Origin of the sequence: Rhodococcus sp. As11 (assembly GCF_048957735.1) — a bacterium.
GTDB classification, from domain to species: Bacteria; Actinomycetota; Actinomycetes; order Mycobacteriales; family Mycobacteriaceae; genus Rhodococcus; species Rhodococcus gordoniae.
The window spans coordinates 46,862-72,784 of sequence record NZ_JARDJE010000008.1; the positions used below are offsets into that span (position 1 = coordinate 46,862).

Annotated in this window: 27 protein-coding genes and 1 pseudogene; 18 read left to right on the forward strand and 10 right to left on the reverse strand. The window is 67.6% G+C overall.

Annotated elements, in window-relative coordinates; translation table 11 throughout:
- Position 1: 1 nt before the first annotated feature.
- Together PV766_RS12640 and PV766_RS12645 are read right to left on the reverse strand one after the other, a co-directional pair.
- Complete coding sequence (locus PV766_RS12640) at positions 2-991, reverse strand: NAD(P)H-dependent flavin oxidoreductase (protein ID WP_421097133.1); 990 nt, start codon at positions 989-991, stop codon at positions 2-4.
- Positions 992-1,249: 258 nt separating this feature from the next.
- Entirely contained in the window at positions 1,250-2,359 is a 1,110-nt protein-coding gene (locus PV766_RS12645; RefSeq protein WP_421097134.1) for a helix-turn-helix transcriptional regulator, read from the reverse strand.
- Between the two features lie 87 nt (positions 2,360-2,446).
- On the opposite strand from PV766_RS12645, the gene PV766_RS12650 reads away from it, so the two are divergent.
- The 3 genes from PV766_RS12650 to PV766_RS12660 are packed head-to-tail and all read left to right on the forward strand — an operon-like array spanning position 2,447 to position 3,961.
- Positions 2,447-2,902, forward strand: a complete 456-nt coding sequence (locus PV766_RS12650; protein ID WP_064065394.1) for a cupin domain-containing protein — start codon at positions 2,447-2,449, stop codon at positions 2,900-2,902.
- Complete coding sequence (locus PV766_RS12655; protein ID WP_064065395.1) at positions 2,899-3,303, forward strand: DUF1304 domain-containing protein; 405 nt, start codon at positions 2,899-2,901, stop codon at positions 3,301-3,303. Before PV766_RS12650 ends, PV766_RS12655 begins: the two co-directional genes overlap by 4 nt.
- 43 nt (positions 3,304-3,346) lie before the next feature.
- Positions 3,347-3,961: a maltokinase N-terminal cap-like domain-containing protein gene (locus PV766_RS12660; RefSeq protein WP_421097135.1), complete on the forward strand. Its 615-nt coding sequence runs from the start codon at positions 3,347-3,349 to the stop codon at positions 3,959-3,961.
- Positions 3,962-4,261: 300 nt separating this feature from the next.
- On the opposite strand, the gene PV766_RS12665 is transcribed toward PV766_RS12660, so the two are convergent.
- A complete protein-coding gene (locus tag PV766_RS12665) occupies positions 4,262-5,233 on the reverse strand; it encodes a pirin family protein (protein ID WP_421097136.1) in 972 nt (323 codons plus the stop codon).
- A gap of 140 nt (positions 5,234-5,373) precedes the next feature.
- Between PV766_RS12665 and PV766_RS12670 the strand changes: the two genes are divergently transcribed.
- From PV766_RS12670 to PV766_RS12720, 11 genes and pseudogenes are all read left to right on the forward strand, one after another.
- Entirely contained in the window at positions 5,374-6,213 is an 840-nt protein-coding gene (locus PV766_RS12670) for a MerR family transcriptional regulator (protein ID WP_421097137.1), read from the forward strand.
- Complete coding sequence (locus tag PV766_RS12675; RefSeq protein WP_421097138.1) at positions 6,210-7,046, forward strand: hypothetical protein; 837 nt, start codon at positions 6,210-6,212, stop codon at positions 7,044-7,046. Before PV766_RS12670 ends, PV766_RS12675 begins: the two co-directional genes overlap by 4 nt.
- Before the next feature lie 189 nt (positions 7,047-7,235).
- The gene (locus PV766_RS12680; RefSeq protein ID WP_421097139.1) at positions 7,236-7,538 is read left to right on the forward strand and encodes a hypothetical protein; all 303 of its coding nucleotides are present in this window, start codon (positions 7,236-7,238) and stop codon (positions 7,536-7,538) included.
- A gap of 63 nt (positions 7,539-7,601) precedes the next feature.
- Entirely contained in the window at positions 7,602-7,925 is a 324-nt protein-coding gene (locus PV766_RS12685; RefSeq protein WP_421097140.1) for a hypothetical protein, read from the forward strand.
- A 353-nt stretch (positions 7,926-8,278) separates the two neighbouring features.
- A complete protein-coding gene (locus tag PV766_RS12690) occupies positions 8,279-8,845 on the forward strand; it encodes a hypothetical protein (RefSeq protein ID WP_421097141.1) in 567 nt (188 codons plus the stop codon).
- Complete coding sequence (locus PV766_RS12695; RefSeq protein WP_421097142.1) at positions 8,842-9,306, forward strand: PucR family transcriptional regulator; 465 nt, start codon at positions 8,842-8,844, stop codon at positions 9,304-9,306. The genes PV766_RS12690 and PV766_RS12695 overlap by 4 nt, the downstream gene beginning before the upstream one ends.
- A gap of 89 nt (positions 9,307-9,395) precedes the next feature.
- A complete protein-coding gene (locus PV766_RS12700) occupies positions 9,396-10,898 on the forward strand; it encodes a class I adenylate-forming enzyme family protein (RefSeq protein ID WP_421097216.1) in 1,503 nt (500 codons plus the stop codon).
- A gap of 72 nt (positions 10,899-10,970) precedes the next feature.
- Positions 10,971-12,788 (forward strand): annotated as a pseudogene (locus PV766_RS12705) (DUF3556 domain-containing protein).
- The gene (locus tag PV766_RS12710) at positions 12,785-14,200 is read left to right on the forward strand and encodes a phytoene desaturase family protein (RefSeq protein WP_064065404.1); all 1,416 of its coding nucleotides are present in this window, start codon (positions 12,785-12,787) and stop codon (positions 14,198-14,200) included. Before PV766_RS12705 ends, PV766_RS12710 begins: the two are co-directional and overlap by 4 nt.
- Before the next feature lie 155 nt (positions 14,201-14,355).
- On the forward strand, positions 14,356-14,661 hold the full coding sequence (locus tag PV766_RS12715; RefSeq protein ID WP_064065405.1) for a hypothetical protein: 306 nt from the start codon (positions 14,356-14,358) through the stop codon (positions 14,659-14,661).
- A gap of 23 nt (positions 14,662-14,684) precedes the next feature.
- Positions 14,685-14,825, forward strand: a complete 141-nt coding sequence (locus PV766_RS12720; protein ID WP_157100864.1) for a hypothetical protein — start codon at positions 14,685-14,687, stop codon at positions 14,823-14,825.
- Positions 14,826-14,832: 7 nt separating this feature from the next.
- Here the strand turns inward: PV766_RS12720 and PV766_RS12725 are convergent, their stop codons facing one another.
- Positions 14,833-16,140: an alpha-hydroxy-acid oxidizing protein gene (locus tag PV766_RS12725; RefSeq protein WP_064065406.1), complete on the reverse strand. Its 1,308-nt coding sequence runs from the start codon at positions 16,138-16,140 to the stop codon at positions 14,833-14,835.
- A gap of 129 nt (positions 16,141-16,269) precedes the next feature.
- Between PV766_RS12725 and PV766_RS12730 the strand changes: the two genes are divergently transcribed.
- The 4 genes from PV766_RS12730 to PV766_RS12745 all read left to right on the forward strand — a co-directional run bounded on the left by PV766_RS12730 (position 16,270) and on the right by PV766_RS12745 (position 20,226).
- Complete coding sequence (locus tag PV766_RS12730) at positions 16,270-16,935, forward strand: class I SAM-dependent methyltransferase (protein ID WP_255162834.1); 666 nt, start codon at positions 16,270-16,272, stop codon at positions 16,933-16,935.
- A gap of 100 nt (positions 16,936-17,035) precedes the next feature.
- Positions 17,036-18,085, forward strand: a complete 1,050-nt coding sequence (rsgA, locus tag PV766_RS12735) for a ribosome small subunit-dependent GTPase A (RefSeq protein ID WP_421097143.1) — start codon at positions 17,036-17,038, stop codon at positions 18,083-18,085.
- A 724-nt stretch (positions 18,086-18,809) separates the two neighbouring features.
- On the forward strand, positions 18,810-19,616 hold the full coding sequence (locus PV766_RS12740) for a glycoside hydrolase family 19 protein (protein WP_242496716.1): 807 nt from the start codon (positions 18,810-18,812) through the stop codon (positions 19,614-19,616).
- Positions 19,617-19,674: 58 nt separating this feature from the next.
- Positions 19,675-20,226, forward strand: a complete 552-nt coding sequence (locus PV766_RS12745) for a dihydrofolate reductase family protein (protein WP_064065410.1) — start codon at positions 19,675-19,677, stop codon at positions 20,224-20,226.
- Between the two features lie 69 nt (positions 20,227-20,295).
- On the opposite strand, the gene PV766_RS12750 is transcribed toward PV766_RS12745, so the two are convergent.
- The 6 genes from PV766_RS12750 to PV766_RS12775 all read right to left on the reverse strand — a co-directional run bounded on the left by PV766_RS12750 (position 20,296) and on the right by PV766_RS12775 (position 25,921).
- Positions 20,296-21,000: a DUF899 domain-containing protein gene (locus tag PV766_RS12750; protein WP_064065411.1), complete on the reverse strand. Its 705-nt coding sequence runs from the start codon at positions 20,998-21,000 to the stop codon at positions 20,296-20,298.
- Positions 21,001-21,124: 124 nt separating this feature from the next.
- The gene (locus PV766_RS12755) at positions 21,125-22,060 is read right to left on the reverse strand and encodes an energy-coupling factor ABC transporter permease (protein WP_421097144.1); all 936 of its coding nucleotides are present in this window, start codon (positions 22,058-22,060) and stop codon (positions 21,125-21,127) included.
- Complete coding sequence (locus PV766_RS12760) at positions 22,047-22,778, reverse strand: urease accessory protein UreD (RefSeq protein ID WP_421097145.1); 732 nt, start codon at positions 22,776-22,778, stop codon at positions 22,047-22,049. Before PV766_RS12760 ends, PV766_RS12755 begins: the two co-directional genes overlap by 14 nt.
- Positions 22,779-22,780: 2 nt before the next feature.
- Positions 22,781-23,533 (reverse strand): urease accessory protein UreG, encoded by a 753-nt coding sequence (gene ureG, locus PV766_RS12765; RefSeq protein WP_421097146.1) that lies wholly within the window; start codon positions 23,531-23,533, stop codon positions 22,781-22,783.
- A complete protein-coding gene (locus PV766_RS12770; RefSeq protein WP_421097147.1) occupies positions 23,526-24,221 on the reverse strand; it encodes an urease accessory protein UreF in 696 nt (231 codons plus the stop codon). Before PV766_RS12770 ends, ureG begins: the two co-directional genes overlap by 8 nt.
- Positions 24,221-25,921: an urease subunit alpha gene (locus PV766_RS12775; RefSeq protein ID WP_421097148.1), complete on the reverse strand. Its 1,701-nt coding sequence runs from the start codon at positions 25,919-25,921 to the stop codon at positions 24,221-24,223. Before PV766_RS12775 ends, PV766_RS12770 begins: the two co-directional genes overlap by 1 nt.
- Between the last annotated feature and the right edge of the window lie 2 nt (positions 25,922-25,923).

Consider the following 25,923-nt stretch of genomic DNA (forward strand, 5'->3'; position numbering starts at 1 on the left):
GTTATCCGGCGTCGATCATGACGACTCGGCGTCGTTCGAGGGACCCCCACGCCTGCTCGTACTCGTCCCGGAGCCGTTGGACGAGTTCGCGGACGGTGACGACGGACTCGATCGCGCCGAGGCCCTGGCCGGCTCCCCAGATGTCGCGCCAGGCCTTGGCGTCGGTGCCGCCGCCGGAGCCGAAGTTCATGGCGGACGGATCGGATTCGGGGAGTTCGTCGGGGTCGAGGCCGGCGGCGACGATACTGCCTCGCAGGTAGTTGCCGTGCACCCCGGTGAACAGGTTGCTGTAGACGATGTCCTTGGCGGTGCTGTCGACGATCATATTCTTGTAATCGGCGGCATTGCGGGCTTCCTCGGTGGCGAGAAAGGCGGTGCCGGCGTACGCGAGGTCGGCGCCGGCGGCCTGGGCGGCGAGGATGGAGCGGCCGTGCGCGATGGATCCCGACAGCAGCAGTGGGCCGTCGAACCACCGGCGGATCTCCTGGAGCAAGGCGAACGGTGATTGCACGCCGGCATGTCCTCCTGCTCCCGCGGCGACGGCGACGATTCCGTCCGCACCCTTGTCGATCGCCTTACGAGCGAATTCGTTGGAGATCACATCGTGGAGAACGATGCCTCCATAGGAATGGACGGCCTCGTTGACCTCTTCTCGCGCCCCCAAGGAGGTGATCACGATCGGCACCCGGTGCTCGACGATGACCTCGAGGTCCTGCTCGAGCCGCTCGTTGGAGCGGTGCACGATCTGGTTGACGGCGAACGGCGCGACGTACTGCTCGGGGTGGCGTGCGGCATAGTCGGCGTTGCTCTCGGTGATCTGGTGCAACCAGTCGACGAGCATCGACTGGGGGCGGGCATTGAGCGCCGGGAACGACCCGATGACACCGGCCTGGCATTGGGCGGACACCAGTTCCGGCCCCGACGCGATGAACATCGGGGAAGCGATCAGGGGCACGCTCAGCGGGCCGGACAGGATCGGTGGCAGCGTCATGGTGTGGCTCCTTCTTGTCTCCGGACGGTCCCTTCGACGGCAGCCTATGTGCAACAAGGTGCAAAAAACAATGGGGCGACTTCGATCGGATCGGGGCCGGCATGTTTCGGCTGATACATGCTGTATGCACTCGTGTGCATCAGGACGGTGCGTCGTTCGGGTCGACGAATCTCTACGACGATGTCCAGACGCACGGGGAGGCCGGGCATCGTGCCGGCAACGTCGAGGACACGGACATCCAACCCCGAACCCCGGCGTTCACGGGTTCCGACGCGCCCCCCGAACCGATTTCCGTGGCGCTGCGCCGGCCCGGGACGACAGCGACGACCGTGGCATCTGCCGGCCGGCCAACCGAGCGGCGAGTTCCGCGCGGCTACTCGATCCTGTCTTCGCATAGACGGACTTGAAGTGATCGTGCACCGTGTTCGTCGTGATGCCCCGGTGCCGAGCGATCTCGGCGGTGGACAGCCCGTTCAGCACGTCGGTGCACACCTCACACTCGCGATCGGTCAGCGCGTACGCGGCGAACAGCACCTCTGTGAGGTCACTGGCCGCAGCGGGTTCGATGGTGACCGCGGTGCGGGACTCGTCGCCGTCGGCGCTCAACGGCGCCGCACGGACGACGATCCAGCCTCCGCCCTCGTTGCGGACACGCGCCCGGAACACCCCGGTCGAACTCGCCCGGGCTCCGAACGTTGCCGCCCGCAACAGCAATGCCGGTCGCACAGGACCGGCGAGTCGTTCCTCCCAGGCCCGCGCCGCGACGGTCGACGCGACCGGTTCGCCCACAGGGTCCGTCACGATCACCGCCGGACCGGGATCGGCTCCGGGGCGTGCCTGCAGGGAGTGGACGGCGGCCGCCCGTGTCGCGACCGCCACCGCCGGCGCGATCATCGCCAGGAACTCCAGTTCGCGATCCGTGAAGTCCGGACCCGATCGGACGAAACCGGCTGATCCCCAACCTAATCCGTCAACCGTGAAGACGACACGCACCTCGCAGTCGAGTCCGAGCGGGCGCCATACCGCAGCGTGCCGGAGGCTGTGGGCGACTTCGGTCGACGGTAGATCCGAGGCCCGCACCACCGTTCGTCCACTGCGGACGATGTCTGCGAACGTCGCGGGATCGTGTCCACCGCATTCCGATTCGGCGAGTAGTGGCTCGTATTCGGAAGGAATGCGGTTGCGTCCACTGGTCATCGAACCGAACGCCAGGGTCAGGGGATCGAACAGCGCCCAGCACGTCAGGTCGCTGCGCACGATGCGATCGACCAGTTCGATGGCACGTTCGTGCAGTTCGGTGGCACCCGCGCCGGTGCCCGCGAACTCCAGGATCTCACGGCGGACCCGCTCTGCCCGCACTTCGAGCATGAGCCCAGTATGCGCCGGCCCCAACCGCCGGAGCATCCCCGGTTTCGGGGATGGTTCGGCCACTGACGGCGCCCTAGCGTCGCCAGTGTGTCCACTCATCTCACTCAGGCCGGTACGGGTAGGCGTCTTTCGGTGCCGGACGCCGTCGTCACCGTTCTGTCGTCCGGTGAACATACCGGCGGCGCTTACGAGGTCATGCTGGTCGAGGCGCCCTGCGGCACTCCACCGCCGCTGCACTCCGAGCCCTGGCCCAAGACCTACCACCTGCTGCGCGGCCGGATTCTCGCCCTGCTCGACGGCTACGGTTGTGAACTCGCTGCCGGCGATACGCTCACCATCGAGGCGGGGACATCGAACACTTTCTCGGTGCTCACCGACGACGCGGCGTTCCTCCTCGTCTGTCCCGGTACCGGGATGAGAGGCTTCTTCACCGATCTCCACGCGCTGGGCGAGGCGCATCTTCCGGAGGAAGTGCTGACGAGCACACTCGCGCAGATCGCCGCTCGCTATGACATCCGGTTCGCCGAGGAGGCCGCGACATGATCCTCATCGCGCAGCTCGCGGCGCTGGTCGCCGCCGCGATACACGTGCTGGCATTCGCGTGGGAAACGATCCTGTTCCGCCGCCCGAGCATTCACCGGGACCTGTTCCGCATCCCTACTGCGGATGTTCCGCCGGTACGGATGTGGGCGTTCAACGTCGGCTTCTACAATTTGTTCCTCGGATCCGGAGCCATCGCAGGGGTGATCGTGTGGTGGACCGGGCACGAGACCCCGGGTCGCACGCTCGTCGTCTATACATGTGCGTTCATGTTCTCGGCCGGGGTCGCGCTGTTCGTCTCGGACCGGATGGCGATGAGTCGCCCACGTGGATCCGGAGTGGTGGGGTCGCTGTGCCAGAGTGTGCCGTCGCTGGTCGCGCTCGTGGCGCTGGCACTGGCGTAGGTGCGGGGGCCATTCGCTCTGCGCCGGCACTATTGTCGACGGCATGGCTCTCCTGTACGACGCCGAACTGTCTCCCACCAAGAGGCGATTGCTGCGGGATTGGCTCCCACGAACGTCCTTCTACCGGGGTGGCGACTCCGACGTCGACCGGCTCGGCGCGTTTCGTTTCGATGATCCGGCCGGTGAGGTCGGTATCGAAACCCACCTCGTGCGCGACACCCGAGGCGTCGTCTATCAGGTGCCCTGGACCTATCGTTCGGCGCCACTACCCGACGGTCGATCGGTCGGGGAGACGGAACATTCGGTGCTGGGACACCGATTCGTCTACGACGCGACCACCGATCCCGTCTACGTCCGGCAATTACTCGTCACGATCTGCAGTGGCGGAAGCGAAGCCGAACACTATGTCCACGTCGACGGGGGCAAACCGAGGAAGGTCGCCGGAACTGTTCGCGTTCGGGGAAGTGGTGCCGAGGGCATCGAGGTCCCTGCAGTCACAACAATCGATGCAACCGATGAGAGCGACAGTCGGACGCATATCGGCACAGCGGGTATCACGATCGTTGTGCATCACCTGCCGACGGTCGTGGAGCTTGCCGGTCCCGGCCTCATGGGCACGTGGGAAGGTGGCGGAGGTGTGCTCGCCACGATTTGCTGATCGGTCTCGTCCGTCGAGTGCCGCGGAGGGCAACGTCTCCGTGAAGCCCGGTCCTACCCTCGCGAGTTCCTCCGCGACGGGCAGTTCCTCGTAACTCGGTTCGATACCGGCGGTGTCCGGCGGAATCCACATCTGGACGAGGTGCACCGTCAACGGAGCATGCGCATGGATCGCGAGATCGAAGTTCCCGGCGAACGGGAAACCCTGGCGGGTGTCGATCCAGCGGAGGTGTTGCCGGTACCGGTTGCCCGCCCGCCGGATCTTCATTCCGGCGGGCGAGGCCCTGGGCGACCGGTACGTCTAGGCCTTCTCGTCCGAGCCGCGCACGGCAGGAATCGACCCGAAACGCCCCGCGTGGAAGTCGTCCATCGCCTCGATGATCTCGGCCCGGGTGTTCATGACGAACGGACCTGCCATGACGACGCGTTCACGAATCGGCTTGCCGCCGAGCACGAACAACTCGAGCGCGTCGGTACGCGAATCCTGCATGGCGGCAGCAGAGATGGTCAGGCTCTCACCTCTGCCGAAGACGGCCGTCTGCCCGGTTCGGATCGGACGGTCTTCCGGTCCGACCGCGCCATCGCCGGCGAGTACGTATGCCAGCGCGTTGAACTCCGGGTTCCACGGCAGCGTGACGCTCGCTCCCGGCGCCACGGTCATGTGCAACAGGGTGATCGGTGTGTGCGTCGAACCGGGGCCGCGGTGCCCGTCGAGTTCTCCGGCGATCACCCGGATGAGCGCGCCACCGTCGGCCGAGGACAACAAGGCGACCTCGCCGCCACCGATGTCCTGATACCGCGGAGCGACGAACTTCTCGGCCTCGGGCAGGTTCACCCACAGTTGCACGCCGTGGAACAGCCCACCACTGACCACCAGGTGTTCCGGTGGCGCTTCGATGTGCAGGATGCCGCTGCCTGCGGTCATCCACTGGGTGTCGCCGCCACCGATCGTGCCGCCGCCTCCGTGGGAGTCGCGATGCTGCATGACGCCGTCGATCATGTAGGTGACGGTCTCGAATCCGCGGTGCGGATGCCAGGGTGTGCCTTTCGGTTCGCCGGGCGCGTAGTTCACCTCGCCCATCTGATCCATGTGGATGAACGGATCGAGGTGCTTCGTCTCGATGCCCGCGAACGCACGGCGGACGGGGAAGCCTTCGCCTTCGAAGCCGCGCGGGGCGGTGGTCACGGACAGGACGGGACGCGAGAGCGCGCCGGGTGTGGGCTCTTCGACGCGGGGAAGAGCGAGAACGTTGTCGACGGTTACGGCGGGCACGGTAACCCCTCTCGGTCATGTAGTTGATTTGTCAACTACCTTACTGCACTCAACCGCCGTCCTCCTCGGGTTGTTCCCGCCCGAGGTGCGCCGCATCCACGACTTGACCCTGACGTAGCGTCAGGGTCGATGCTGGAGCCATGAGGATCAGCGACTTGGCCCAGGCCGCAGGAACCACCGTTCGGGCCGTCCGGCACTACCACCGGCTCGGGCTCATGCCCGAACCCCCACGGGCACCCAACGGATATCGGGACTACGGGTTCGCCGACCTGGTGCGCCTGTTGCGCATCCGCCGGCTCGCCCAGTCGGGTGTTCCCTTGGGTTCGGTGGCGACAGTTCTCGGCGGCCGCTTCATCGACGGCGACGACCGCGATTCCGGGTCCGATCTCACTGCAGACCTCGAATCGCTGCTCGAGGCGGCGGATGCCCAGATCCGGACCCTGCAGGTCAAGCGTGATGCTCTCGCCGCGATCCTGGAGCGCCATCGCGCAGGCGACCGGCTCTCGCCTTTGCCGTCACCGATCGTCGATGCGTTCGACGAACTCATCGACGGCGAGGGCGACCCGCGTACCCGGACTCTGTTCGTGCGCGAGCGCGACAGCTGGGAGATGCTCGCACTCACCGGACAGGCCCCACCGGAATACCTCGAGGCACTGCGAACCCTGCTCGACGACCCCGGACAACGACACGCGATGGTTGCCGTCTACCGACGTTTCGGCGGACTCGCCGGACAGGATTCCGCTGCCGCGGCCGACGAGATCACCGCCGTGATCGACGGCATGACCGCACTTCTCGACGACATCCCGATCATGGTGGAGGTGCTCGGTTCCTGGGCGGCCGAGGCGGCGACGGCCCTCGAATCGAACATCGACGTTCTCGCCGAGTTCCTGCCCGACCCGGCCCAGCAGGCCGTCGCGATCGGGTTCGTCCGGCGCGTCGCCGAACAATCGGGACCGCAACAGCACGGAGCGCGGTCATGACCGAGCGCACCGTCCGGCTCGTCCACCGGGCCGCCCTTGTCCTCACCGTAGTAGTGGCCTGCACGAACGCCGTCCTTGCTGCGCTGGAGGTCTTCGCCCCGGCGACCGCGCTGAAGGTCTGGCTCGGATTCGAGCTACCTCTCGGGGTCCTGGTGCTGATCGTCGGAGCAGTGCGCATCCGAGTTCTGCGCCGATCCGAAGCCCCATGGGCGAGGGTGCTCGACGAACTCGTCGGCCGCGTGCCCGCAACCCTGATGCGCGCGGAGCTGAGAAGCTATCGCGCACTGTGGTTGCTGATAGGAGGGCGTCGAGTCGATGCCGGCCCCGGGGTGACGACGATCGGCTACACCCGCGGCACGATGAGCGTGCCGATCGCGTGGCTCGTGGCGTCGGTCATCGAGATCGCGGTGGTCCACATACTCGTGCCCTGGGAGTGGCTGCGCTGGACGTTGTCGATCGTCTCGGTGTGCTCACTTCTTCCCCTGGTCGGGTGGCTCGCGGATCGTGTCGTCAATCCGCATCTTCTGACGCGGGACGGCCTGGTCCTGCGCGCCGGACATCAGGTCGTGGCACATATCGGCGCCGACAACCTGCAGCGATGCACTCCTCGCCACCGCTTCCGGCCGACGGAGACGCGCGTGGATGGCGAGGTGCTGTTCCTGCCCGGACCCGACGGCACCAATCTCGACCTCATGCTCGCGGAACCTGTCGACGTCCTGTTGCCGGCATTCTTCGAACACCGCCGCCGTCCGGCGCTCGTGAGCCGGGTCTCGATCCACGTCGACGATCCCGCGGTGGCGCGCCGAGTACTCGACGCCGCGCTTCTCACCTGATGCGGCGAGGGTGAAATCGACGATTTCGTCCACCGAATTCGCTTCACAGGCGGTGACCCGCGTTCATCGTGTATGTGACGAACGGAGTCCCCGTGTCCCGCAATTCGTCCCGAGTCCTCTGTGCTCGTATCGTCGCCGCGCTTGCGTTTCTGTGCGGGAGCGTCACGCTCGCCGTGCCCCCGGCCGACGGTGCCGAACCGGCCTTCTGCGCTGGGCCCGGGCGACTCGATCGAGGTGTCCGGCATCTATCCGGCCGCGCGGTACTTCTCGCTCGACACCTACGGCACGAACTTCGACACCGTCGCTTTGCTGCGTGACGACATGATCGTGCCGGATTCGGGTAGCGGGAATCCGTTCGCGGAATCAGCGGCGCGGAATCGCCGTCCGTCACAGCAGAAGTGGCATGCCACTGTGGTACCCGGTCCGGCGGACCACGCGCGCAACGAGATCCGCGGTGTTCCGGAGGGGCAGAGCACCCCGGTGGGCTTCTGATCATCCGCGTGTCCGTGCCCGACGACGCCGCATCGCTCAGCGACTGCGTGCCGTTGCCCCGAGGTGACCAGGCGCCTCGGCGGGGCGACGATGCTCAGGCAACCGTGCGAGCAGCCGTTCGACCCGAACTTCCTGTACCGGACCCGCCGCACAGCTCGCACAGGCAGGCTTCGACCAGATCATCGCGCACTCGACGCGTCGGGTTACTACACGTATGCGATCGCCGCGCCGTCCGACCTTCCCTCGGTCGTCGATCCGACCGTGACCGTACTGCCGTGGGGCGATACCACTGTGCCGAAGAAGGTGTTGTTCCTGCGCTACATGATGCCGTTGTCGGCCTTCGTTGCCCGAGGCTGTGCGGCATGTCAGGACGACGCCGCGGGCTGACGTTCGTGTAGGACCTCGTCGGTGGTGTGGTGATCGCACACTGTGCACGAGAGTTTTCTGGTAGACGAGTGCAATGAGCGATGACGCCGGACGCGGTGCTCCGTCGAAGGACACGCGTGCCGCCGATGTGCAGGAACTCGTGGTGGTGGTCGGCGAGCGGATGCAGCGGCGGTCAGACGAGATCGTCGCGAGCATGGACGCGGCGATCGAGTCGGCCGTCGAAGATCTCGGCGAGTCCGAATTGACCGACATGCTGCGCGCGAGCGTGGAGGGCAACGTCGCCACCATCCTGCACATGATCAGCAACGACATCCCGCTCGATCGTATCCAGCCGATCACCGCCGCCACGGAGTATGCGGTCAGGCTCGCGCGGCACGGCGTTCCTGCGGCTGCGCTGGGCCTACCACATCGGCTCCGACGACCTGTTCAACCAGATGTTCGCGGAGATCCAGCAGCTCGATTGTGCGCCCGACCTGAAACTCGAGCTGCTCCACCATTTCGCCGGGTGGATGCACAAGTATGTGGACTGGATGACGCGCGTCGTGCTCGACGCTCACGAAGAAGAGCAGCGGGTGCTGGTCCGGCAGTCCGAGAACGTGACGTCGGCGCTGGTGGAACAGGTGTTGAGCGGCGGTGCGTTCGATACCGAGGAGTTCGCGACGAAGACGGGTTACCGGCTCGACGGAACCCACCTCGGTGCGATCGCGTGGATCGAAGGCCCGGCCCAGGGCGCGGACCAGACCCCGACCCTCGCGGCGGCAGCGGAGACCCTCACGGTCGCGGCCGGTGGGGGAGGGTCGCCTTTGCTCGTCCCGGTGGATCGCCGCACGGCCTGGTTGTGGACGACGACGGCGGTGGCACGGTCGTCGACGTGCCACGCCTCCGGACCGTTGTGCAGGCCGTCCCCGGGTTGCGCGTGACATTCGGGAAGCCGGGGGTCGGGGTCGCGGGGTTCCGGCGCAGCCACGAGCAGGCCGAAGCGGTGCGGATCGTCGCGAGCACCGCGACCGTTCCGCACAGCCGAGCGGTGTACTACGGAGAGGACGGCATGTCCGCGACGGCGGTGCTGGCACGCGACCTCGCGACGACCAGGCGTTTCGTCGCCGATGCGCTGGGCCGACTCGCGATCGACAACCCGGCCGCGGAGCGTCTGCGGGACACGACGCGGATGTTCCTGCGGACCGGCGGAAGCTATGTGCAGACCTCCGAGGAACTCGTCCTTCATCGGAACACCGTGAAGTACCGGCTGCAGAAGGCGGAGGAGGAACGGGGACGGCCCATCTCCGACAACCGGTTGGATCTCGAGTTGGCTCTGCACGTCTGTCACGTGCTCGGACGACCCGTGCTGATGCCCATGGGGAAGCGCGCGTCCCGTCGTTGACCCGATTTTTGTGCAGATTCGACAACGGCAGCGTCGAAGTTGGTCTCGCGGGACGTGTCTTGGATCACGCCGGCCGCATAGTGTCGTGCATCACAACCGATACGTGCTCGTCGGACCGAGGAGTTGTAGATGCCCTTCTCCCGCTTTCCCTTTCTCCCTGGAATGTCCCCGCCGAGGATCGCGCTCGCACGGCGGTCCGGGACGACAGGCTCGAACTCACCTACGCCCGGCTCGACGACCGAACCCGCGCTGTCGCAGCGCAGTTCGCGCGACACGGCGTCGGTGCGGGCGACGTCGTCGCGATCATGCTGCCGAACCGGGTCGAACTGCTCGTCGCGATGATCGCGGCGTGGCGTCTCGGTGCTGCCGCGACGCCCGTCAATCCGGCGTTCACGGAATCGGAAGCGGCTTATCAGATCTCGGACTCCGGTGCTGTCCTCGTCGTCAACAACGGAACCGACGCGCCCGACGGCGGCCGGTCGAGCATCACCGTGGACGATCTCGCCGTCGAGGGTGACGGCCCCGAACCCGTGGCCCTGCGCGGTGACGAACCGAGCCTGGTCATCTATACCAGCGGATCCACCGGCCGGCCGAAGGGCGTGATACTCGATCACGACAATGCCGAGGCCATGTCGTCGACGATGGCGCACCATTTCGGTCTCACAGCCGACGACCATTGCATGCTGGTCCTGCCGCTGTTCCACGTCAACGCGATCATGGTGAGCGCACTGGCGGTCTGGCGCTCGCACGGACAGCTCAGTGTGATCGGATCGTTCTCCGCGAGCCGATTCTTCGACCACGTGGAAAAGCTCCGCCCCACATACTTTTCCGCTGTACCCGCGATCTACGCGATGCTTGCCGCGCTGCCCGACACCGTCCGGCCCGACACCTCGTCGCTGCGGTTCGTGGTGTGCGGCGCGGCTCCGGTCCCGAAGGAACTGCTGCAGCGGTGCCACGACCGCTTCGGGTTCGTCATGGTCGAGGGATACGGCCTCACCGAGGCGACCTGCGCATCCGCCTGCAATCCCGTCGACGGCGTCCGCAAGCTCGGAACGGTGGGACCGGCATTGCCCGGGCAGCGGATCGGGATCATGTCGCCGGACGGGGAACTGCTGGCGTCCGGCGAGACAGGAGAGGTGGTCATCGCGGGGCCGACGGTCATGCGCGGTTACCTCGATCGCCCCGATGCGACCGCCGAGACCGTCCGCGACGGCTGGTTGCACACCGGGGACATCGGGATCCTGGACGAGGACGGCTATCTGCGCATCGTCGACCGCGTCAAGGACATGATCATCCGTGGTGGCGAGAACATCTACCCCAAGGAGATCGAAACCGTCCTTACCTCGATCGACGACGTTCTCGAAGCCGCGGTCGTCGGCCGGCCCGACCCGGTCCTCGGCGAGGTTCCCGTCGCCTACGTGGTGCTGTACCCGGATGCGACGACGACCGCCGAGGGCCTCCTCGAGCACTGCCGGCGGCACCTGATGCGCGCGAAGGTGCCCGAGCGGATCGACATCCTCGACGCACTACCGAAGAACCCCGTCGGCAAGATCGACAAGCCCTCGCTCAGGCGCACACTGCAACACGCCTGACCCCACCTCTCGTCCTACCTCGACGCGAGTTCCCCTCGCGGTGATGAGCCCTGCCCACCTTCAGGAGTAACAATGGGATTCAAGACGGCAGACATGCCGCCGGTCGACCCGGCCACCTACGACGACATGCCCTTCATGGAGCGCATGCGGGTGCTGGCGACCCACTGGGCCGAATACGGTTTCGGCAGCCCCGAACAGATGCACATGCTGTACGTGTACAAGCTGATCTTCTACGTTCTCGGTGGGGTGGCGGTCGTCGGACTCACCACGCCCGGACTGGGTTTCGCCGATCTCGCCGGCTGGTGGGGCGAGCCGATCGTCTACCAGAAGTTGATGGTGTGGACGATCCTGTTCGAGATCACCGGCTACGCGTCGTCCTCCGGACCGCTGGCGTTCAAGTTCGAGCCGTTCACCGGTGGCTGGCGTTACTGGACCCGCCGCGGCACCCTGCGGCTCCCACCCTGGCCGAAGGTGGTGCCGTTCACCCGCGGTGACCATCGCACCGTCGTCGACGTCGCGATCTACTTCGCGCTCCTCGCCACGCTGCTGTTCCTGCTGCTCGGACCCGGCGTCACGACCGCTGCCCTGCCGGGAAGCGAGGTCGGCTTGCTCCCGCAGTGGGCGCTGCTGACCTACGTCGGCCTCATCATCGTCATGGGCCTGCGCGACCGCGTGGTCTTCCTGGCCGCACGCTCGGAACAGTACGTCGCAGTCATGTTCTTCTTCGGCATCTTCAGCAACCACGTCGATATGATCCTGGCAGCCAAGATCGCGCTGGTCACCGTGTGGTTCGGCGCAGGTGTCTCCAAGTTCGGCCACCACTTCACCAATGTGATCCCGCCGATGCTCAGCAACACCCCGTGGATCACTTCGAAGCGGTTCAAGCGCTCGCTCTACCGCAACTTCCCGCAGGACCTGCGTCCGTCCAAGGTCAGCTGATTCCTCGCCCATGTCTGCGGCACCGTCGTCGAACTCGTCGTCCCGCTGGTGCTGCTGTTCTCCACGAACACGGCGATCACCTGGCTCGCCATCATCGGCATGGTCATGTTCCACATCTTCATCACCTCGACCTTCCCGTTGGCGGTCCCGCTCGAGTGGAACGTCTTCTACATGTTCGCCGCGGTCTGGCTCTTCGGTGGATTCCCCACCGGCGCCGGTTACGGGGTGGGCGACGTGAGTTCCGTCTGGATCCTCGCACCGATCCTCGTCGCTTTCCTGTTGTTCCCGATCCTCGGCAACGTGCGCCCCGACCTCGTCTCCTTCCTGCCGTCGATGCGTCAGTACGCCGGCAACTGGGCGTCGGCGCTGTGGGCCTTCCGCGGTGACGAGGCGGAGAACAAGCTCAACGAGAACCTCACCAAGTTCAACGACAACCAGATCGACCAGCTGAGTGGGGCGTTCGGCAAGGAGGTCGCCGAGATCTTCATGCAGAAGGCGGTCGCATGGCGCACCATGCACAGCCAGGGTCGCGGGTTGATGTCGCTGATGATGCGGCACCTCGACAAGCTCGAGAACTACCGCATCCGCGAAGGTGAGTTCACCTGCACCACCCTGGTGGGCTGGCAGTTCGGCGACGGCCACCTCCACAACGAGCAGACGATCAGTGCGGTCCAGGCGCGGTGCCGGTTCGAACCGGGAGAATGCGTCATCGTCTGGATAGAATCCCAGCCGATCCATCGGAAGACGCTGGAGTACAAGGTGATCGACGCGGCGCTCGGTGTCGTCGAGCGCGGTCACTATCACATCGAGGACGCGGTCTCGGCGCAGCCGTGGCTGCCCGACGGCCCGATCCCGCACACCGTCACCTGGCGGATGGCCGGCTACGAACCGGCCGGGACGGCCTACCTCCACCCGCAGGTCCGGCCCGATCGTGTCAAGGTTGGAGCATGACCGACGCGGTGATAGTCGGCAGCGGACCCAACGGGCTCGCTGCCGCCGTCGTCCTCTCCTCCGAGGGCGTACGGGTGCGAGTGCTCGAGGCAGCCGAGACGATCGGGGGCGGTACGCGCAGCAGCGAGCTGACCCTGCCGGGTCTGCTCCACGACGAATGCAGCGGCTTCCACCCGCTGGCCGTGGACACACCCTTCAGCCGGCGGTACGACCTCGCGGAACACGGTCTGATCTGGTCGTGGCCCGAGGTGCAGTACACCCATCCGCTCGACGGCGGACGTGGTGGCGCGGCCTATCGATCCGTGGACGACACCGCCGCGGAGCTCGGGACGGACGGGGCCGTGTGGCGCCGGATCTTCGGTGCGCTGACCGAACGATTCGGCGGCATCACCGAGGACTTCCTGCGCCCGATGCTGCACGTGCCCGTCCATCCGGTGCTGCTCGCCAGGTTCGGGATGTTCGCCGCGATGCCCGCCGACGTGCTCGCGCGCGCCTGGTCGACACCCGAGGCGCGCGCCCTGTTCGGTGGGGTCGCAGCGCACGCGCTGCGGCCCTTCGGCTCGCCGATGTCCTCGGCCATCGGCATCGCGCTGGGCACGGCCGCGCATGCCTACGGGTGGCCGGTCGCGCAGGGCGGATCGCGCGCGATCGCCGCAGCGATGGCGTCGCTGATCGAGAAGAACGGCGGCACCGTCGAAACCGGGGTGCGCGTGGAGTCCCTCGACGAACTCGGCAACCCCGATCTGGTGCTCCTCGACACCTCACCCGCCGACGCCGTGCGGATCGTCGGCGCCAGGCTGCCTCGCCGCACCGCCCGCGCCTACCGTCGGTACAAGCACGGGCCTGGGGCGTTCAAGGTCGAGTACGCCGTCGATGGCACGGTGCCGTGGGAGCACGAACCGTCCCGCCGCGCCGGCACCGTCCACGTCTGCGGTTCGTACGCCGAGACGGCGGCGGTCGAGCGTCAGGTGAACCGGGGGACCATGCCCGATCGCCCCTACGTCCTGGTCGGCCAGCAGTTCCTCGCCGACCCGTCGCGCTCCGCAGGGAACCTGAACCCGCTCTACGCCTACGCGCACGTCCCGCACGGGTACACCGGCGACGCGACCGAGCTGATCACCGCTCAGATCGAACGGTTCGCCCCGGGCTTTCGCGACACGATCCGTGCGGTGCACGTGCGGACGACGACCGAGATGTCGGTCCACAACGCGAACTACGTGGGCGGGGACATCGTCACCGGAGCCAACAGTGCGGTGCAGCTCGTGCTCCGGCCCCGCCCGGCTCTGGACCCGTACGCGACCGGCGTTTCCGGCGTGTACCTGTGCTCGGCGGCGACTCCGCCGGGTGCCGGGGCGCACGGCATGTGTGGGTACCACGCCGCCCGGTCGGCGTTGGCGTACCTGAAGACATGAGGTGATCTTCCGGGGTGAGTGTGGGGTGAGGGGCCTGAGCGGCGCGCGAAACTTCGCACACGGAAATGACATTCTCCCGATATGCACTTCCCCCGGTGCTGAAGGAGCCCTACCCGTAACCGCAATTACCCCCCACCCTGCCCGGAACGCGCCGCGTGAAGACGACGGCTACTGCGGCCCCGGCTCCGTCTCGTGGAGGGTGTACGCCGATCCGTCCTCTCGCGTCGCGGGCATGGCGGGAACAGCGCATCGCCGCAGAACTCGTCGCGCAGTTCCGGACCGCCCGCGACCCGTACCGACCTCGTGGCGTACGTCGACGAGCAGCGCCACTGGTTGTCGCTGTCGCCGAGGCGACGCACGCGCTCCGGAAGCCGAGCCTGTGGGGCAATCCGGTGAAGGTGTTCACCTTCGTCGTGGTGCAGGACGGCATGTTGTCGCGCCTGCCGGAGTGGCGCGCCTGATGTACGGCGTCGAAGGACGCCCGATGAACCTCCGCGCCGCGCGCACCACCGAGCGGCTCATCGGCATCGCCCGCAAGAACGAGTCGTACGACAAGATGGTCGCCGAGATCACCACGCGTATCGACGAGACCCCGTACCGCAAGGTGCGTGCGCGCAAGGGCTGATCCTGTCTCAGAAGGAGGGATTCGGCCGGACGAACCGCTCGTCGATATCGGCGACCGATCGGGCGCCGGTCAACGCCATGGTGAGATCGAACTCGGCGATCACGTTGCGGACCACCTCCTCGACACCGCGCCGACCCGCGATCGCCAAGCCGTACATGTAGGGCCGGCCGAGCAGCACGGCGTCCGCGCCGAGCGCGAGCGCGACGAAGACATCGGCACCGCTGCGAATCCCGCTGTCCAGCAGCACGGTCGGCTCCCGGCCGATCGCGGCACGGATGTCGAGCAGAGCATCGAGCGAGGCGATCGACCCGTCGACCTGGCGTCCACCGTGGTTCGACACCACCATCGCGTCGACGCCGAGATCCGCGGCGCGACGCGCATCGTCGGGATGCAGAATTCCCTTGAGCACGATGGGAAGGCGCGTCCGCTCACGCAACGTCGCCAGATGCCCCCAGCTCAGTCCCGGATTGGAGTAGATGTCGAGGAAGGTCTCCGCAGCGGCGCGCGGCACGGGGGAACGGAGGTTGTCGAGGAATCGGCCCGGATGGTTACGGGTCATTGACACCAGTGTGCGGATCGCGCCGAACGTGACATCGGGTCGCTCCGTCACCATCTCGCGGGCGGCGTCGATCCGCTGCCGGACGATGTCGAGGAAGCGAGGATCCGAGGTGTACTGGGCGATGCCCTCGCCGCGCGCGAACGGCAACGACCCGAGATTCAGGTCCTGCGGACGCCATCCCAGCATCGTCGTGTCGAGGGTGACGACGACGGCCTCGGCGCCGGCTGCTTCGGCCCGTCGCAGCAGGCTGTCGACGAGATCCTCGTCGGAACTCCAGTACAGCTGGAACCAGCGGGACGCAGAGCCCATCGCGCCAGCACAGTCCTCCATGGAATTGCAGCCCTGATTGGAGAAGATGTACGGCACGCCGGTCGCGGCGGCCGCCCGCGCTATCGCCAGGTCGCTGTCGGCGGCCATCAACGCTCCCGCCCCGACCGGGGCCAGCAACAGCGGCGAGGAGAGCGAGGTGCCCGCCACAGTCGTACGCAGGTCGCGTTCGGTGACGCCGTGGGCCATACGCGGGACGATCGCCCAGCGGTCGAACGCACGCCGATTGTTGCGCATCGTGCGTCCCTCGCCGGCACCGCCCGCGACATACGCCCAGGCCCGCTTCGAACTCGCACGCCGCGCGGCGCGTTCGAGGTCGCCGAAGGAGGTCGGAACGGCCGGACGCCGGCCCAACGCTCCGTTGCGGTACACGACCCCCTGACGTTCCCGGCCGGGGCCGGCGGGTGCAGAGGCAGCAGTTTCGGTCACGAGTGAGTTCCCCTCTCGAGCGGTGGCGCTTGTCGATCCTTCCTCACGAACCCGGTCGAGTGAACCGGTTACCGGTGTCGAATTCGGAATCGGTGCGGCGGATCCGGCGGCGGGCGTACCGTCGGATCCATGACCGAGGACGGCCAGGTTGCACCGTGGGACGACATCTACCGGGGAGTCGCCGAAGGGTTTTCGGGCCCCGTACCGTGGAACATCGGCGAACCCCAACCCGAGATCGCCCGATCGATCGACGAGGGCGGATTCCGCAGCGATGTGCTGGACGCAGGCTGCGGACATGCCGAGACCTCCCTCCACCTGGCGGCACAGGGGTACACGGTGGTGGGTCTCGATCTGTCGCCCACAGCCATCGAGGCAGCTCGAGCCGCGGCGTCGGAGCGGGGTCTGACGACCGCGACCTTCCAGGTCGCCGATATCACGTCGTTCACGGGATTCGACGGCCGGTTCGCGACGATCGTCGACAGCACTCTGTTCCATTCGCTGCCCGTGGACCGGCGCCGCGCCTACCTGAGCGCCGTCACCCGTGCCGCTGCACCGAGTGCGTCCTTCTGCGTCCTTGCCTTCTCGAAGGACGCCTTCCCCGAAGAGGGCCAGGGACCGAATCCCGTGACGGACGACGAGTTGCGCGACGTGGTTGCCGAGTTCTGGACCGTCGACGACGTGCGGCCGGCCTTCATCCACGCATTTCTCGGCGACGAAGAGGCTGCCGCGTGGCAACGCGACGACAAGGGCCGTTCGATGCTCCCGGCCTGGTTGCTGTCGGCCCACCGCGGTTGAGGGTGCACGCGGAAATTCGATTGCATTGCCGGGGTGCGAAGTTCACCATCGGATCTGTCGGAGCGGACCACCCGCGCCTCGTCATGATCCAGGAGTCACCGTGCACCCCGATGTCCCATCCGGAACCGATCCGCTGGTCGAGTACAGCTGGTCCGAGCAGATCGCGGAACGGTTCGCGGACAACGGCATCCAGGGATCCCCCGGCAGGATCGTGCGGGTCGGTCGCGGTCACAGTGACGCCGTGACCTCCGCCGGTCCGCTGCGGGTACGGACAGCGGGCCACCACGTCTGCACCGGCGACTGGGTGATCGTGCGCGAACCGCCCACCGAAGGCGATATGACCGGCACGGTCTGTGCGGTGCTGCCGCGTACCGGCGCGATTCGTCGTGCCGACGCGTCGGGCCGTTCGGAAGAGCAGGTCCTCGCCGCCAACGTGGACACGGTCGTGGTGACGGTCGCGGCCGACACTCTCGACCTCGGTCGCGTGGAACGTCTGCTGGCGCTGGCTTGGGGCAGCGGCGCGCAACCGGTGGTCGCCCTGACGAAGGTCGACCTCGCCACCGAACCGGTATTCGAGCAGGTCGCCGTGCTCGCGCCCGGAGCGAGTGTGGTCGAGGTCTGCGCGCCGGACCGATCCGGGTTGAGAGAACTGCGCGCGCTGCTCCACGGCACCGTCGTGTTCGTCGGAGCGTCCGGCGCCGGGAAATCGACGCTGGTCAACGCGCTGTGTGGTCGCGACATCCAGGCGACGGCACCGGTGCGGCAGGGGGATGGCAAGGGTCGGCACACCACGACCGATCGGGAGATGTTCCCTCTGGGTGGCGGCGTGACCCTCATCGACACGCCGGGCCTGCGGGGCGTCGGGATGTGGGACGCCGATGCCGGCATCGCGTCCGCCTTTCCCGAGATCGACGAGCTCGCGCAGTACTGCCGCTTCACGGACTGTGCGCACGAGACCGAGCCGGGATGCGCGGTGCGTGCCGCCGTCGACCGCGGCGACCTCGATGCCCGGCGAGTGGAGAGTCATCGCAAACTGCGGCGTGAGAACGAGCGGATCGCGGCCCGGTCCGATGCCCGATTGCGGCACGAGCGGACCCGCGAGATCAAGGTGATGAGCCGCGCGATCCGGGCGTATTACCGCGACCGTTGAAGTTCTCGGCGCGGCATACAGGGCGGTCGGTACCCCTCAGTGCAGTTCGCGCGATGAACCGGGGCTCGCTACCGCAACGCGCCGCGTCGACCCCGTTTCGGGCGCGCTGATCATGGACGGCCCCGACCGAATAGTTGGGGCCTTCGACCTGCGTCAACATACCGGTCGGTACTTCCCCTTCGGGTCCGTTACACCGTGAACGCGGATGGACTCCTCTGCTTGCGGCAGCGCGTTATCGAGGTGTGTCGTCGGACACGAAATGATTACGACCCGGCTCGGGGGTGTACACCTTCTCGGTCGAATCGAACCGGTCTGTTCTCGAGGGGGCGACCCATCGCTGCCTCGATTCGATCATCTGTGGAGTGAACCTTCGGCGCGTGCGGTCGTGTCATCGAAGGTATTGATGCACAAGGAATTCGGTGAGAGCACGTCGATCCTCCGTGGACGAGGGGCGGGATCGGCCAGGTGCCGTTACGGCAGGTTCTTATCGGGCCGGCCGAACGCGAGGGCCGCAATGATCGACTTTCGAGTATGGCGTGTCTCACTTGCCTCGGTTCAGATGGCGTCGGCCACGATCGCTTGAAAACCTCTCTAGCTGCGACGTTACCTGGTTGTGACCTGAAGGTCGCGTGATGACGCTCCGTGCGGTGGTCCAGATCCCGCCGGCGATGCCCGCGGCCCCGTTGAGGGCCGGACACAATTCGGCCGATTTTGGAGCACGACCTTGTCCGTTTCATCATTGCGCCGTTTCCGTGCCGCCTTCGCCGCGGCTGCCGTTCTCACCACCGCCATCGGAGTCGGTACGTCCGCCGCCGATGCCGACACCGCCACCTCCGCACCGACCGGATTCCAGGAGCCCCGCGCTCTGATCCGGGCGCTGGACTTCGACGCACTGTCCGCCGACGGATGGACCGTGACGGACTCCGTGGAGGACACCACCTCCACGGAGTCGGCCGAGGTGGTGGAGGTCGCGACGGAGATCGCTCCGCCTCCTGTACCGCCGGCGGTCACACCCGAGGAGCTGACCCGCATCGTGCCGGGTATCCCGGCAGAGAAGATCGAACAGTACATCGCGCCGCTGAACGATGCGATGACGCGCAGCGGCATCGACAACCCGGTCCGTCAGGCGGCGTTCATCGCCCAGCTCGCCGTCGAATCCGATTCCTTCCGCACCTTCGAGGAGTACGCGTCCGGCCGCGCCTACGAGGGGCGAGCCGACCTCGGCAATACCCAGCCGGGCGACGGGGAACGCTACAAGGGGCGCGGCGCGATCCAGATCACGGGCCGTCACAACTACGAGAAGGTCAGCGAACACGTCGGCGTCGACTTCGTCGCGCACCCCGAGCTGCTCGCTGCGCCGGAGAACGCCTTCGCCACCGCCGCCTGGTACTGGTCCTCGCGCAACCTCAACGAGGTCGCGGACACCGCGGGGATCGTCCGGGTGTCCGAGCTCGTCAACGGCGGTCACCACGCGCTCGGTCGCCGCATCGACGACTTCAAGCGTGGTCTGGACGTGCTGCTTCAGCCGTAAGCGCCACACAGTCGCACCGGGCCGATGAGTTCGGGGCGCGCCGACGGTCTATCGGATCATGAGAAAACTGATCTACGACTTCGGCGTGTCCCTCGACGGCTACATCAACGACCGCGACGGCAACATCGACTGGACCGACCCCGACGACGAACTGCACCGGTTCCACAACGACCGGTTCCGTCAGCTCGAGCTCTCGCTGCACGGCCGGCGGATGTACGAGTTGATGGCGAAGTACTGGCCGCACCTGCCCGACGATGCCTCGCCCATCGAGCGCGACTTCGCCGAACTGTGGACGACCACGCCCAAGGTCGTCTTCTCCCGCACACTTACCGAAGTCCACTGGAACAGTCGCCTCGTCAGCGACGACGCGGTGGAGGAGGTGCGCAGACTCAAGGCCGAAGGCGACGGAGTCATGGAGGTCGGTGGGGCGAACCTCGCCGCGTCGCTGATCCCCCACGGTCTCGTCGACGAGTACCAGGTGTTCGTCTCACCCGTCCTGCTCGGTGGTGGCACACCCATGTTCCCGCCCCTGGAGAAACGCGTGGATCTGCGCCTGGTCGAGACACGTCACTTCGCCACCGCAGTGATGTTGCGCTACCTTGCCGACTGAATTCCTGTGACACACCGGTTCCCACGTACCAGGCGCGTGACGGGGTCGCGTCCGCCATGTCACCCGCCTTCACCGCGCGCCGGTGCCCGGGCCGTAGAGCCGCGCCACGTCGGGCGAATCGAGCCACCCCGAATAGGTCGGCGACTGCGGCCAGCCCTCGGGCGAATCCTGCCATTCCTCCTGACGACCCCACGGAAGAAGGTCGATCAGGGCGAAGGTGTAGCTGAGCTGTTCGGTTCCGCGGCCGGTGGTGTGCCAGGTGCGGTAGACCTTGTCGCCGTCGCGAAGGAACACGTTGACCGCGAACCCTCCACCGGGAGGTGCGTCGACGTCGGCACCGAACGAACTCTCCGACGACGAGTACCACTCCATCGTGTTGCCGACCTTCGTCTTGTAGGCCAGGGCTTCGTCGATCGGTCCGTCGGTGACGATGACCATGCGGGCGTCGTAGTTGTCGAGGATGCCGAGCCGGGTCCACTGTGTCGTGAGGCTCGTGCATCCACCGCACTGCCATTCGGCGCCGTCGGACCACATGTGGTGATAGGTGATGAGCTGTGAGCGGCCCTGGAACACATCGACGAGCCGGATCGGGCCGCCGACGCCGATCAACGTGTAGTCGGGTAGTTCGACCATCGGCAGTCGGCGACGTTGTGCCGCGATGGCGTCGAGTTCGCGAGTGGCGGCCTTCTCTCGACGCCGCAGGTCGGCGAGAGCCGACCGCCAGGTCTGCTCGTCGACGATCGGGGGAAGGGCGCGGGTGGTCTGCTGGGTCATGACGTCTCCCGGAGTCGGACGGATCCGTTCACGAATGTCGACCGGGGGCAGGCCCGAAACTCATCGAGCCCCTCGATCGGAGGTGTCCCGACCGAGGGGCTCGACGAGGCGCGTGCCGTGACCGCTACGCGCCCTGACGGACCGGCGTGCGGCGGCCCGGCGCAGCGAGGCCGGCGCCGATCACCGCGGTCGCAGCGAGCCCGGCCAGCGCCGCGAGGAACTCGGTGCCGCTGATCGTGCCGTAGGCGGCGAGGCCGGGAACACCGGCGAAGGTGGCATCCCCGACCGGCAGCGAGTAGGCGCCGACGATGTGCTCGAGACCGTCGGGGCTGCCGGACGCGACGAGGGCCAGCGCGCAGGCGCTGGTCACGGCCAGACCACCGAGTGCCGCGACTCCCCGTCGCACGGCGACCGAGGTGACGGTGGACCGCTCGTCCCACACGGCCACGCCGGGCGCGAACGCCATCACCGCGCTCGACACCGCGGCGGTGATGAGGGCTTCACCGAGACCGATGGCCAGATGGACTGCGGTCAGATCGCCGATGAACGCTGCGGCGGCGCCCGTACCGACGGTCGCCGAGTATGCGGCGCCGAGAACCGCGGCGCTCACCGGCACGGACAGACCTGCGCCGAGAGCGGCGGTGGTCCGCGTCAGCTTCCCGAGGCCGAGTCGCTCGGCGCCGGTACGGATGGCGGCGGTGACGAGGACGGGCAGCACCGCCATCAGCAGCACGTTCATCCCGAGGGCGTTGATCCCGCCGTCCCCGAACAGCAATGCCTGCACGCCGACCACGGCGGTCATCGCGAGAAGCGCGAGCCGGGGCCCGAGGAGCGCGGTCGCGAGAGCGCCGCCGATGAGGTGGCCGCTGATGCCGCCGGCGATGGGGTAGTTGACCATCTGAGCGCCGAAGATCATGGCGGCGGTGGTGCCGGCGAGAAAGGTGTCCCGGGTCGTGATGCGCGGCCGCCCGGCGGTGGCGGCGAGGACGACCGCACCGGTGGCGATCGCCGCAGCGGGCGCGGTGGCGCTCATGGGGAGGAAATGGTCAGGGACGTGCATGGGTGAGACTCCCTTCGAGGGTGGACGGGTGAACGGGTGTGGAGCGCCAGGAGCGCCAGGTCGATTCGAGCGGCGAGGAGTGGGCGTCGGCCCCGAGGAACCGCAGCAGGCTGCCGGGCCCTTCGAGCTGGACGACGCCGTCGCCCTCGGCGCGTCGCCCGTAGGTCGCGATGACGTCGTGCACCCGCGTGGAACCGAGGATCCCGGGTTCGGGGAACGCGCCGTGGGCGTACAACTCCTCGACGAAGAGGGGATGACGATCGAGGGTGACCGAGGTGCGGCTGCGGATCGCACCTCCGGTTTCTCCGTGGCGCCCGAGGACTAGCGTCTCCCGCATGTCCGCGGCGGCGTCGGAGGCGAGTTCGATCCGGGTGTCGCGGTGCACGCGGGCGCCGGTGGCGATCACGAACGGGTAGGTGTCCCAGACGAGAGTGCCGCCCTCGGCGACGGTGATCCGCACGTCCCACCGGGACAGCCGGTTGTCGGCGTCGTAGGCGACGGTGCCACCGATGTCCTGCAGTTCGAGCGTGCACCCGGCGTCGACGTGGACGTCGACGGTCACCGAGTCACCACCGAGCAACAACGCGCCGGCGGCGACGAGGGCGACCCGCGCGCGGTCAGGACCGACCTCGACGGTGCGGGGGACGAGCATGCCCGCCCGCAGGGTCAGGCGTGCCCGGCCCGGTGCGCGGTCGATACCAATCACGGTGCGGGACATGATCAGTCGTGCGTGTGTGCGACGGCGTGGCTGTGGCTGTGGCTGTGGCTGTGGCTGTGGCCGTGGTCGTGGTCGTCGTCGGCGTGGAAGTGCGGAGCCATCGGACCGGGATCGACCGGGGTGTGCGACCCGGCGCGGTGGGCTGCCAGCATCTCGCGCACCCAGTCACCGAGCGCCTGCACCGATGCGGCGTCGGTCCGGGACAGCGCCAGCACCGGTCCGCCCTCGCGGGCCTTCTCGGCGTCGGCGACCATCTGCGGCACGTCGACACCCACATAGGGGGACAGATCGGTCTTGTTCACCACGAGCAGGTCGGCGCGGCTGATGCCGGGACCACCCTTGCGGGCGACGTCGCCACCACCGGCGACATCGAGCACGAAGATCTGCGCGTCGACGAGCGCGGGGGAGAAGGTCGCGGTGAGGTTGTCACCGCCGCTCTCCACCAGGACGACGTCGAGCGGCGCGAAGTCGCGTTCGAGATCCTCGACGGCCAGCAGGTTCATGGTCACGTCGTCGCGGATCGCGGTGTGCGGGCACGCACCGGTCTCCACCGCGCGGATGCGCTCGGGATCGAGCACGCCCGCCGAGCGGAGGAAACGGGCGTCCTCGTCGGTGTAGATGTCGTTGGTGATCACGCCGAGCTGCAGCTCGGACGCGAGAGTGCGGCAGATGGTCGCGATCAGCGAGCTCTTGCCTGTGCCGACGGGACCGGCGACGCCGAGACGGAGCGAACGGGTGGTGATGTGTTCAGGCACGGAACAGCCTTTCCGGAGCGGATGCGTGGGCTTCGGCCCACAATTCGGTTTGGGGACCACCGGTGGCCGGGATGTCCGCCGGATCGGTGAGAGCGGACAGCTCGGCGATGAGCGGTTCGAGATGAGCGCAGGCCTCGAGCGCCCATCGCGAACCGATGGCCGGGTCGGAGGGGTGCAGTTTGAGGAAGGCCGCGACGATCGCCTGCGCCTCCTCATACAGCACCAGTCGCGCGGTGTCGATCGCCGGGATGCGCGCGAGCGCCGCGATGGCCCCGACCACCAGTCCCCGCGAGGGCCGCGGGGTCCGGGCGTCGAGATCGTCGAGAACGGTGGAGGGCCACAGGTTCCGGGCCAGTCGCAGATAACCGCGGGCCAGCAACCGGGACGCGTCGCGCTGGGCCGGGCCCGGAGTGCGCGCCGCCCAGTGGTCCTCGATCTCGTCGATCCGGAGCGTCAGGGCGGCTTCGGCCACGGCGTCCACCGCGTGCCGGGTCACCACGGCGACGCCGGCCTCGACCGCCGCCGAGGTGCGCAACCGCGCGACGAGGAAGCGGCGCACCTCGGTCGGCGACATTCCACCCTGGAGTGCGGGTTCGAGCCCACCCGAGTTGACGTTCCCGCCGACCGGCGCGCGCCCGTCCGCGAGGAGGAGTAGCACCGTGGTGGGGGACAGAGTTGCGGGCAACATCAGAACATCGAATACAGCTGCGCGAGCGGCAGTTCGGTGGCCGGCGCCGGAACGACCCGCTCGCCGTCGATGTCGATGTCGAAGGTGTCGGGGCGGATCTCGATGCGCGGCAACACGTCGTTCTGTTTCATGTCGGCCTTGCCGATGTGCCGGGTCGGCCGCAACGGCAACAGTCTGCGGCGCAACCCGAGTCGTTCTACCAGGCCGTCGTCGAGGGCGGTGGGGGAGACGAACGACACCGACGTGTGCGGAGCGAGCGCATCGCCGAACGCCGGACGCTGCAGCACCGGCTGCGGCGTCGGGATCGAGGCGTTGGGGTCGCCGAGCGCGGCCCAGGCGATCGATCCGCCCTTGATGACCAGCGACGGCCGGATACCGAAGAACTTCGGATCCCACAGGACCAGATCGGCCATCTTGTCGACCTCGATCGAACCGAGTTCGTGGTCGACGCCGTGTGCGATCGCAGGGTTGATCGTGTACTTCGCGACGTAGCGGCGGGCCCGTTCGTTGTCGGCGGGCATGCCGCCGTGGAGCGCCCCGCGGCGGTTCCTCATCACGTGCGCGACCTGCCACGTGCGGGTGATGACCTCACCGATCCGTCCCATCGCCTGAGCGTCGGACGAGGTGATCGACAGGGCACCCATGTCGTGCAGGATGTCCTCGGCCGCGATGGTGGTGGCCCGGATCCGGGACTCGGCGAACGCGAGGTCCTCCGGGACGGCCGGGTTGAGGTGATGACAGACCATCAGCATGTCGAGGTGCTCGTCGACGGTGTTCACCGTGTGCGGCAGAGTCGGGTTCGTCGAGCCCGGGATGATGTGCGGCAATCCGGCGATGCTCAGGATGTCCGGGGCGTGCCCACCTCCGGCGCCTTCGACGTGGAAGGCGTGGATCGAGCGGCCGCAGATCGCGGCCAAGGTGCTCTCCACGAAGCCCGCCTCGTTCAGCGAGTCCGAATGCAGCGCGACCTGCAGTCCGTGCTCGTCGGCCGCGCGTAACGCCGCATCGATCGCGGCCGGTGTGGAGCCCCAGTCCTCGTGCACCTTGTACCCGGCGGCACCGGCGAGGGCCTGTTCGCGCAGCCCTTCGGTGGAGACGGTGTTGCCCTTGCCGAGCAGCAGCACATTCACCGGCAGCGCGTCGAGCGCGCGGTGCATCTGCATCAGATGCCACGGGCCCGGCGTGACGGTGGTGGCCTTCGATCCTTCGGACGGACCGGTTCCGCCGCCGGCGATCGTGGTGATGCCGGTGGCGAGTGCCTCGACGATCTGCGACGGCGACAGCAGGTGCACGTGCGAGTCGAACGCGCCGGCAGTGAGGATGCGGCCTTCACCGGAGATGACGTCGGTGGACGGGCCGATCTGCAACTTCGGGTGCACGCCGTCGGCGATGTCCGGGTTGCCGGCGCGGCCGAGGGCGACGATGCGACCGTCGCGGATACCGACGTCGGCGCGCACGATGCCCCACCAGTCCAGCACGATCACGTTCGTGATGACGGTGTCGGGAGCACCTTCGGCCCGCGTCGTCACGCCCTGGGCCATCGATTCGCGGATGGACTTGCCGCCACCGAAGACGGCTTCCTCGCCGCCGAAGGTGCGGTCCTCCTCGATCTGGATCCACAGGTCGGTGTCGCCCAGGCGTACCCGGTCGCCGACCGTCGGTCCGTACAGTGCCGCGTACTCGGCGCGTGTGATCTCCACGT

What these genes read in the sequence shown, in the direction of transcription:
- PV766_RS12640 (WP_421097133.1), bottom strand. Translation starts at nt 991, where the DNA reads ATGACGCTGCCACCGATCCTGTCCGGCCCGCTGAGCGTGCCCCTGATC.
- PV766_RS12645 (WP_421097134.1), bottom strand. Translation starts at nt 2,359, where the DNA reads ATGCTCGAAGTGCGGGCAGAGCGGGTCCGCCGTGAGATCCTGGAGTTC.
- PV766_RS12655 (WP_064065395.1), top strand. Translation starts at nt 2,899, where the DNA reads ATGATCCTCATCGCGCAGCTCGCGGCGCTGGTCGCCGCCGCGATACAC.
- PV766_RS12660 (WP_421097135.1), top strand. Translation starts at nt 3,347, where the DNA reads ATGGCTCTCCTGTACGACGCCGAACTGTCTCCCACCAAGAGGCGATTG.
- PV766_RS12670 (WP_421097137.1), top strand. Translation starts at nt 5,374, where the DNA reads ATGAGGATCAGCGACTTGGCCCAGGCCGCAGGAACCACCGTTCGGGCC.
- PV766_RS12675 (WP_421097138.1), top strand. Translation starts at nt 6,210, where the DNA reads ATGACCGAGCGCACCGTCCGGCTCGTCCACCGGGCCGCCCTTGTCCTC.
- PV766_RS12690 (WP_421097141.1), top strand. Translation starts at nt 8,279, where the DNA reads ATGCGGTCAGGCTCGCGCGGCACGGCGTTCCTGCGGCTGCGCTGGGCC.
- PV766_RS12710 (WP_064065404.1), top strand. Translation starts at nt 12,785, where the DNA reads ATGACCGACGCGGTGATAGTCGGCAGCGGACCCAACGGGCTCGCTGCC.
- PV766_RS12720 (WP_157100864.1), top strand. Translation starts at nt 14,685, where the DNA reads ATGAACCTCCGCGCCGCGCGCACCACCGAGCGGCTCATCGGCATCGCC.
- PV766_RS12730 (WP_255162834.1), top strand. Translation starts at nt 16,270, where the DNA reads ATGACCGAGGACGGCCAGGTTGCACCGTGGGACGACATCTACCGGGGA.
- PV766_RS12745 (WP_064065410.1), top strand. Translation starts at nt 19,675, where the DNA reads ATGAGAAAACTGATCTACGACTTCGGCGTGTCCCTCGACGGCTACATC.
- PV766_RS12750 (WP_064065411.1), bottom strand. Translation starts at nt 21,000, where the DNA reads ATGACCCAGCAGACCACCCGCGCCCTTCCCCCGATCGTCGACGAGCAG.
- PV766_RS12755 (WP_421097144.1), bottom strand. Translation starts at nt 22,060, where the DNA reads ATGCACGTCCCTGACCATTTCCTCCCCATGAGCGCCACCGCGCCCGCT.
- PV766_RS12760 (WP_421097145.1), bottom strand. Translation starts at nt 22,778, where the DNA reads ATGTCCCGCACCGTGATTGGTATCGACCGCGCACCGGGCCGGGCACGC.
- PV766_RS12770 (WP_421097147.1), bottom strand. Translation starts at nt 24,221, where the DNA reads ATGTTGCCCGCAACTCTGTCCCCCACCACGGTGCTACTCCTCCTCGCG.